Source organism: Mesorhizobium sp. M7A.F.Ca.MR.362.00.0.0 (assembly GCF_004023175.1).
Classification (GTDB): Bacteria; Pseudomonadota; Alphaproteobacteria; order Rhizobiales; family Rhizobiaceae; genus Mesorhizobium.
In genome coordinates this window covers 3,147-8,639 of sequence record NZ_RZTF01000226.1, presented here as the reverse complement: position 1 = coordinate 8,639, position 5,493 = coordinate 3,147, and the positions used below count along the sequence as shown (strand labels likewise).

The following is a 5,493-nucleotide window of genomic DNA, read 5'->3' as shown; positions in this document are numbered from 1 at the left end:
GTGATCAGGATGCGTTCGTAATGCGGCATGATTTACTCCACTTGCGCGACGGCGGCGTTGATGCGCGCGATCGCTTCGGTCAGCACCTCTTCGCCGGTCGCGGTCGAGATGCGGAAATAGGGGGAAAGTCCATAGGCGGCGCCCGGCACCGAGGCCACGCGCCCTTCGTTCAGGAGATAATTCGCCACCGCCGTGTCGTCCTCGAGCACGACGCCTTTTGGGGTCCTGCGGCCGATCAGGCTGGCGCATCCGATATAGGCATAGAAGGCGCCTTCCGGTGGCGAAAGCGTAAGACCGTTGATCCGCCTGATGCCGTCGACGACAAGGTCGCGGCGCGCCTCGAACGCCTGCCGAAAGCGTGCCACCTCGTCCTGGGGGCCGTTGAGCGCGGCCACCGTCGCCGCTTGCGCGATCGAGCAGACGGACGTGCAGGACTGGCTCTGGATGATCGCCATCGCCCTGGTGAGCGGCGCCGGCCCGGCGGCATAGCCGACACGCCACCCGGTCATCGCATAGGATTTGGAGACGCCGTTGACGATCAGGGTGCGGTCCCTGAGTTCCGGGCAAGCCTTGCCGAAGGAGACGAAGTCGCGTCCGTCGAACAGGATGTGCTCGTAAATCTCGTCGGAAAGCACCAGCACCTGCGGATGCCTTGCCAAAACCGCTCCGAGTGCCCGCAGGTCCGATTGCGAATATATGGCGCCGGAGGGGTTGCCTGGCATGTTGAGGAACAGCCATTTCGTCCTTGGCGTGATGGCTTTTTCCAGTAACTCCGGCGTCAGCCGGAAGCCCGAAGTTTCCGGGCACTCGATGAGGACAGGCGTGCCGCCGAGCAGCTTCACCATTTCGGGATAGGAGACGAAGTAGGGCGCCGGCAGGATCGCTTCGTCACCAGACTCCAGCGTCGCCATCAGCGCGTTGAAGATGATCTGCTTGGCGCCATTGGCCACGACGACGTCGTCCGCCGTGTAGTCCAGTCCGTTTTCGCGGCGGAACTTGCCGGCCACGGCTTCGCGCGCCTCGGCCGTGCCGGCGGCACCCGTGTATAGCGTCTGGCCGGCCTTCGCGGCGAAATGCGCCGCTTCGATGATGTGGCTCGGTGTCGGGAAATCCGGCTCGCCCAGGCCAAGATCGATCACGTCGACGCCCTTGGCGCGCAGGGCCTTGGCTGCCTGCGAAGCAGCCATGGACGCCGACGGCTTCACCGCAGACAGGCGCGAGGCAATGTAGCTCATTTGCCGTTCTCCGAAATGTATTCCTTGGAGCGGTCGTTCGCCCGCGCCTCGGTGCTGCGATTGGACGGATCGCCATAGCCGCCGCCGCCCGGCAATTGGAGGATCAGCCGACGGCCGGCCGGAACATGCTGCCAGCCTTTGGGTCGCATGTGCGTGCCATCGTCCAGCCTGACCACGCCGGCCACTCCAGGTCCGCCGCCGTTGCGCCCGTGGGCGGGATGATTGACGCGGTCGAACATGGCCGAGAAATCGAATTCATGGCCCTCGATCGCCTCGATTTCGATAACCTGCCCGAGCCCGCCGCGAAACTCGCCGTCGCCGCCGGAATCGGGCCGCAGTTCCTTGCGCCAGATGACGATCGGGCCGGTGTGCTCCGTTGCCTCGATCGGCATCGTATGGACTCCGGAGGGGAAGGCCGTCGCCGACAATCCGTCGAGACCGGGGCGCGCGCCCATGCCGCCGGAATTGAACATCAGCACCTCGGCGCGGCGGCCCGAACCGCCGGAGACCGGCCGAACCGAGATATGGATGTTCCACAGTGCGCCGGCGCCCTCGGCAAGAATCTTGCCGGGCATCGCCTTGGCGATCGCGCCGAGCACCAGATCGGGAACCATGTGGCCGAAGATGTGCCTGAGCGCCACCGGCGCCGGCCGCACGGCGTTCAGGATGTTGACCGGAGACGACACGGTGAAGAAGGCGAGCGACGCGGCATTGTTAGGAATATCGGGCGCCACCACGCATTTCAACGCGTAGCAGGCATAGGCCTTGCTGTAGATGATCGGGCAGTTGATGCCCCATCGGCTCATCGGGTCGGTACCGGTGAAATCGACCTCGACGCCGGCGTCCCGAACCGTGACCGTCGCCGCGAGTTTCACCGGCTCGTCGTAGCCGTCGGTCACCAGCGCGTTCGACCAGCTGCCTTTGGGCATCGCCTTGATGCGTTCGACCATGGCGTCGCGGGTGCGCGAGAAGATGAACTCGCCAAGCCCGTCCAGCGATGCCAGGCCGATCTCCTTCATCATGTCGACGAGGCGTCGGTGGCCGACTTCGTTGCAGGCGGCGAGCGAATAGAAATCGCCGACGACCTGGTTCGGCTCGCGGACGTTGGCGCGCAGGATCCTGACGAGATCGAGATTGACCTTGCCCTTCTCCGCGAACTTCATGATCGGGATCTGGATGCCTTCCTCGTAGACCGACTTGCCGTCAGCGCCGAAGCCGCGCCCACCGACATCGACCACATGCGCCGTGCAGGCGAAGAACGCAACCAATTCGCCGTTCAGGAACGACGGCGACACCATGGTGATGTCGTGCAGGTGGCCCGTGCCCAACCAGGGGTCATTGGTGACGTAGGTGTCGCCCTCGAACATGGCTTCGCGCGGGATTTCATTCATGAAATGCAGCACCGCCTCGGCCATGGTGTTTACATGGCCGGGCGTTCCCGTCACCGCCTGTGCCAGCATCTGGCCGCGGGGATCGAACACGCCCGCCGACAGGTCGCCTGACTCGCGCACCGATGTCGAGAAAGCCGTGCGCAGCAAGGTGAGGGCCTGCTCCTCGACCACCGAGATCAACCGGTTCCACATGACCTGCATGCGGATTTCACTGATGTCGCTCATGCCTGGCTGCCTTTGCGGATCAGAAGGATCGCGCCGTCGCTCTGGATGACGGCGTCGAAGCTCGTGGTGACGACGGTGGATGTCTCGCGTTCGACGATGATGACCGGGCCCGCCACCCGATCGCCGGTGCACAGCCCCTCCCGTTCGACGATGCCATAGGTCCGTGGCGCGCCGCTGGCCGGATCGAACACCGCGCGGCTTGTTGCCGGCTGAGTGGTCCGCTTGCCGGTGATCAGCTCGTGCCTGGCGACAGCAGGCCGGACATCCGTCGCCTTCACGGACCAGGTGACGATCTCGATTTCCAGGCCGCCAAGTCCTTCGATGGCGCGGCCGAAGAAGCGTTGGTAATTCGCCTGGAACAAATCCTCGAGCGTGGTTGCGGCATCCTTGCCGAACGGCTCGTCCGGCAGCGGCACGGGGATTTCCCAGCCCTGGCCGGCGTAGCGCATGAAGGCTGTGATTTCGCATGTGATCGTACCGTTGGCCCCTGCCCGCACGAAGCTTTCGGCTGACACTTTGAGGTCGTCGAGCAAAGCATTGGCCTCGGCCGGCTTGAACTGCGACAGCCGCGTCAGCCGGGATGCCAGGGCTTCGTAGCCGAACGGAGCCTTGAGGAAGCCGATCGCCGATCCGACGCCCGCGCCCTTGGGGACGATGCACTGGTCGATGCCGAGTTTCTCGCAAAGCCTTGCGGCGTGAAGCGGGGCCGCGCCACCGAAGGCGATCATCACGTTGTCGGAAATGTTTTTGCCGTTTTCGACGGCATGGACGCGGGCGGCATTGGCCATGTTCTCGTCCACCACCTCGCAGATGCCGAAGGCCGTCGCCATGGCATCGAGCGACAGGCGTTCGCCGACATCGCGCAGGATCGCCTGTTCGGATGCGGACGTGTCCAGCCCGATGGCGCCGCCGGCGAAATTGTCGGGATCGAGCTTGCCGAGCACCAGGTCGGCATCTGTGATGGCCGGGCGCCTGCCGCCGCGGCCGTAGCAGGCCGGGCCAGGTTCCGATCCGGCACTTTCGGGACCGGTCTGGATGCGGCCCATGGCGTCGACCCAGGCGATCGAGCCGCCGCCGGCGCCGATCTCGATCATCTCGATCACGGGAATGGAGATCGGCATGCCGGAACCTTTGCAGAAGCGATAGGTACGCGCCACTTCGAAGGTTCTGGCGGTGCGCGGCGCATAATCCTCGATCAGGCAGATCTTTGCAGTGGTGCCGCCCATGTCATAGGAGACGACCTTTTCCAGGCCGAATCGCCTGGCGATGTCGGCGGCGAAGATGGCGCCGCCGGCCGGGCCGGACTCAACGAGGCGCACGGGAAATTCCGAGGCCGTCTCCACCGAGATCAGACCGCCCCCCGAATGGATCATGAAGACCGGGCACTCGGCGCCCATCTCCTTCAAGCGAGTCTGGAAACGCGCGAGATAGTCCGCCATCTGCGGCCGCACATAGGCGTTGGCGCAGACCGTGTTGAAGCGTTCGAACTCGCGCATCTGCGGCGAGACTTCGGCGCTGATCGAAATCGGGATGGTAAGCTTGCGGGACAGGATAGCGCGCGCCCGGCGCTCATGATCAGGGTTGGTGTAGGCGTGGATGAAGCCGATCGCCACGGAGCCGAAACCGCCGGCCGCGATCCGGTCGGCAATGCCTTCCAGGGCGGCTTCGTCGAGCGGTTGAAGCTCCTGGCCTTCCGCGCCGATCCGGCCCTTTACCGTGAAACGGTGCTCGCGCGGGATTAGCGGCGCCGGCAGCTGCAGGTCGAGGTCATACTGCTCGAAGCGGTTTTCCGTGCGCATCTCGATGACATCGCGGAACCCTTCGGTGGTGACCAGTGCGGTCTTGGCGCCACGGCGTTCGATGAGCGCATTCGTCGCCAGCGTCGTGCCGTGGATGATGATGCCGATCTCGGCAAGCGCGATACCGGCATCGCGCGTGACGACGGCAATGCCGTCCAGGATCGCCTGCTCGGGCGCCGCGTAATTGGTCAATACCTTGGTGGAGAAGATCGTTCCCCTGAGGTCGAGCGCGACGTCGGTGAACGTGCCGCCGATGTCCGCGCCGAGACGGATGTCGTCTTTGGAGGTCATGCCTTGGCCTTCTGGGAAGCGAGCGCGGCGTCACGCATCTGGGAAAGGGTCTGTCGGGGCGTCAGCGCTTCGGGAGATATGGCGATGTCGAGGACCGCTCCCGTCACGGATCCGAGCGCCCGATCGAACGCCGCCGCGAAATCGCGCGTCGCCTCGACCCGCTCGGCATGGAAGCCATAGGCCTTAGCCAGTGTCACGAAATCAGGGTTTTCGAGCGACGTGCCCGAAACGCGCGCCGGATAGTGGCGCTCCTGATGGGCGCGGATCGTGCCGTAGATGCCGTTGTTGAGGATCAGCACGATCGGCTGCGCGCCAGCCTGCATAGCGGTTCCGAGTTCCTGGCAATTCATCTGGAAGTCGCCGTCGCCGGCAAAGCAGACGACCGTGCGTTCTGGAAACGCAACCTTGGCGGCAATTGCCGCCGGCAGGCCGTAGCCCATGGCGCCAGACTGCGGGGCGAGCAGCCGTGCGTCCGGCCCGAACTTGAAGAACTTGTTCGGCCAGACGGTGAAATTGCCGGCGCCGTTGGTGAGAATGACGTCGGCAGGCAGG

At 64.8% G+C, this 5,493-nt stretch carries 4 protein-coding genes; all 4 read right to left on the bottom strand.

From position 1 onward, the window contains the following. Positions 1–32: 32 nt before the first annotated feature. Positions 33–1,235: a pyridoxal phosphate-dependent aminotransferase gene (locus tag EOC06_RS23870; protein WP_128308940.1), complete on the bottom strand. Its 1,203-nt coding sequence runs from the start codon at positions 1,233–1,235 to the stop codon at positions 33–35. Beyond that, complete coding sequence (locus EOC06_RS23865) at positions 1,232–2,851, bottom strand: hydantoinase B/oxoprolinase family protein (RefSeq protein ID WP_128308939.1); 1,620 nt, start codon at positions 2,849–2,851, stop codon at positions 1,232–1,234. The genes EOC06_RS23870 and EOC06_RS23865 overlap by 4 nt, the downstream gene beginning before the upstream one ends. After that, positions 2,848–4,941: a hydantoinase/oxoprolinase family protein gene (locus tag EOC06_RS23860; protein WP_128308938.1), complete on the bottom strand. Its 2,094-nt coding sequence runs from the start codon at positions 4,939–4,941 to the stop codon at positions 2,848–2,850. Before EOC06_RS23860 ends, EOC06_RS23865 begins: the two co-directional genes overlap by 4 nt. After that, a partial coding sequence (locus EOC06_RS43350) for a thiamine pyrophosphate-dependent enzyme (protein WP_245469982.1) occupies positions 4,938–5,493 on the bottom strand: 556 nt, incomplete at its 5' end. The genes EOC06_RS23860 and EOC06_RS43350, both read right to left, overlap by 4 nt.